The following is a 3140-nucleotide window of genomic DNA, read 5'->3' on the forward strand; positions in this document are numbered from 1 at the left end:
CAACCAGCTCAAAGCCTGGCGCGGGCTGGCCACCCGCTACGACAAGCACGCCATCAACTACCGCGGCGCGCTCACCTTCCGCGCCCTGCTGGCTTGGCTACCTTGATCCGTCAGACACGGCCTAGCCCCGTGTGGAAGAGGTATCCACCGGAGTTCCGGCATGCTCACGCCCATCGAGTACGAGAAGCTCGCCACCGTGACCGCGTGGACCACGCAACCCGACTCCACCAAACCCGGGGGCTTCACAGGCTCTCGCCGAGCTCAGCACCCAACCGGCCCGCGACGCCCTCACCGACCTCAGCCGTGACGTCCCTCCTCGAGCGCCAGCGACGAGTAACGCAGCCCGACCTACCGCCACCACCCGAAGACAACGACCATAGAAGGAAATAGTGCGCACAGAGTGTGCATAGTCGATCTTCAGGACGCGCTAGGGGACTGTCCGATGACCGGTGTAACTGGCGTGGATGGGTCAGTTGATGGTTGACGGGACGATACGGCCGGGGAACGCGATCGCGAAGGCGTTGAGGGCTGGCTTCCAGCGCATCGCCCACCGGGTCCGGCCCTTGCCGGTCGGGTCCAGGGATCTCGTGACGAGGTAGAGGCACTTCAGCGCGGCTTGCTCGGTCGGGAAGTGCCCGCGGGCCTTGGCCGCCCGCCGGTAGCGGGCGTTGAGCGACTCGATCGCGTTCGTGCTGCAGATGACCTTGCGGATCTCCACGTCATAGTCGAGGAACGGGACGAACTCCGACCAGGCTGAGCGCCACAGCGTGATGATGGCCGGATAGAGCGCGCCCCAGCGCTCAGCGAACTCGGCGAACCGCTCCGTGGCGGCGGCCTCGGTGGGTGCGGTGTAGACCGGACGCAGGTCCTTGGCCATCTGCTCCCAGTACTTGCGGCTGGCGTAACGGAAGGTGTTGCGGATCAAGTGCAGCACGCAGGCCTGAACCAGGGTCGGGGGCCACACGGTGGTGATCGCGGCAGGCAGGCCGGCCAGACCGTCGCAGACCGCGATGCAGACATCGTCTACGCCTCGGTTCTTGATCTCAGTCAGGACCTGGAGCCAGTACTTCGCGCCTTCGCCGCCGTCGCCGGCCCAGATGCCCAGGATGTCGCGGCGCCCGTCGAGGGTGACGCCGATGACCACGTAGAACGGTCGGTTGGTGACCTGTCCGTCGCGGACCTTCAAGTAGATCGCGTCGACGAAGATCACCGGATAGACCGCGTCGAGGGGACGGTTCTGCCACTCGGTCATCTCTTCGAGGACCTTGTCGGTGATCCTCGAGATCGTGTCGCGGCTGACCTTGGCGCCGTAGACCTCCTCGAAGTGGGCCGCGACCTCCCCGGTCGTCAGACCGCGTGCGGTCAGCGACAACACGATCTCGTCGATCCCGTCCAGACGCCGCTGTCGCTTGCGGACGATCACCGGCTCGAACGAGGCGTCGCGGTCGCGGGGGACCTCGATGTCCACCGGCCCGATCTCGGTGAGCACGGTCTTGGTGCGGGTGCCGTTGCGGGAGTTTCCGCCGTCGCGCCCGGCCGCCTCGTGCTTGTCATAGCCCAGGTGCTCGCTCATCTCGGCGTCCAGCGCGGTCTCCAGGACCGTCTTGGTCAGCCCGGTGAGCAGCCCGCCCGGGCCGACGAGTTCGACCCCTTCAGCGCGAGCGGCCTCCACGAGTTCCTGAGCGAGCTGCTGCTGATCGATCCGAGCCGGCACAGGCTCGATCGTGTCGGTCACGACTGGTCCTTCCCCCGGGACACGCCCGGAGCCTCAGAACCAGTTACACCGTCGATCGGACAGTCCCGCCGCTAGAAATGTTCACCGAATGTGCCGGAAAGTGGGAGTGTCCAACAACAACGGGTAGGCCGTTTCTCGTGCAGTGTCCGGCTGGACCATCTGTCTCATCGGGCGTAGTGCGGTTGCGTGGCGGTGCTCGATCCACGGCTCCACAGGTCGGCCAGCGCCGCTGTCGCGGCGCGGGGGTGTCGGCGTCGAGGGCGGGGTGGGCGAGGGTCGCCGGTCACGCGGTCGCTCCAGCCGTAGTGCTGGGCGCTGTCCTGCAGGACTGCGTCGAGGTAGTCCGACATCGCGGGCAGCGGTGCGGTCGACAGCACTTCGAGGCGGCGAAGGTCCGGGGTCGCGGTGAACAGCGAGAGCTGGCGGTAAAGGACGGGCGCGAAGCGCGGCGCTGGTGGGTGCGCGCCACGCAGGGTGCGTTGCCAGCGGGGCGTCTCGATCTCGTGGTCGACGCGGCGCTGGTGCAGCGAGTGGATGTTGGCCAGGAACAGCTGTTGGCCGTCGCGGTTCGCTGTGGCGATGTCGACCGCATCGGTGGTGGCGGTGCTGGTCTGGGTCTGGTGCCAGCACAGCCGGCAGGCCCCGTGCCCGCCGATCGGCATCTGCCGGGCGCAGTAGGGGCATTCGGCGAGCGGGTGGCGCGAGCGCCAGCCGCGGCATCCCCAGCAGCGCCAGTTGTGCTGGCGCAGCACGCCCCAGCCCAGGCAGTCCTTGCACGAGCCCGGCGCTTTCGGCGAGCCGGCATGGCACAGGTCGCACAGCCCCTGGGAGAAGTAGGGCCCCGATCCGCATCGGCGGCAGGCCGGTGGGGTGAAGGGGCCGCCGGGCAGGCACGAGTAGCCGCGGCGCGTCGACGACCTCGGCTGCGGGGGCCGGCCGTGGCTGATCGCCCGCCGCGGGGCGGGTGGCCACCCGGTGCGCCCCCAGGCCCGCCGAGCGGTCAGTCGGGCGGTCAGTCGGGCGGAGCTCCGATCGACCCGCCCACCGACCCCGATATGGCCGACCCGTACGGGCCGGTGCCCGAGGGGTGGGGCACCGACCCCGGTCCCGGCGAGTTCGGGCAGCGAGGTCGCAGTGTGGATCGCGCTCGCGGGCCTGACGCTCGTCGCGCTGCTGGTTCTGGTGTGGCTGTTCACCAGAGATGGCGGCGAGGACACCGGCGCCCCGGTCGGGCCGCCGTTGCCGGAGCCGACCCTCGCGCTCGAGCGCGGCAGGTTTGGGCGTGTCACGACAACCGTGTAAGCAGCGGACGGACCAAGATCGACTCCCGTGATTGACGGGGTGGTCGGGAAGGACGCTGCTGTGCCGAACGAAGATGCAAGTTCTGGCTCGACCTCCGACGACG

3 protein-coding genes are annotated in these 3140 nt (G+C 68.8%); 1 reads left to right on the forward strand and 2 read right to left on the reverse strand.

Features of this window, described 5'->3' with window-relative positions:
* Positions 1-469: 469 nt before the first annotated feature.
* A complete protein-coding gene (locus AC2A1K_RS35505; RefSeq protein ID WP_483901054.1) occupies positions 470-1735 on the reverse strand; it encodes an IS256 family transposase in 1266 nt (421 codons plus the stop codon).
* A 164-nt stretch (positions 1736-1899) separates the two neighbouring features.
* Complete coding sequence (locus AC2A1K_RS35510; protein WP_483901055.1) at positions 1900-2487, reverse strand: hypothetical protein; 588 nt, start codon at positions 2485-2487, stop codon at positions 1900-1902.
* Between the two features lie 382 nt (positions 2488-2869).
* On the opposite strand from AC2A1K_RS35510, the gene AC2A1K_RS35515 reads away from it, so the two are divergent.
* Positions 2870-3037, forward strand: coding sequence for a hypothetical protein (locus tag AC2A1K_RS35515; RefSeq protein WP_483901056.1), 168 nt, complete (start codon positions 2870-2872; stop codon positions 3035-3037).
* The last annotated feature ends 103 nt before the right edge of the window (positions 3038-3140 follow it).

It is taken from the genome of Actinomycetospora sp. 2LY8.5, assembly GCF_057180585.1.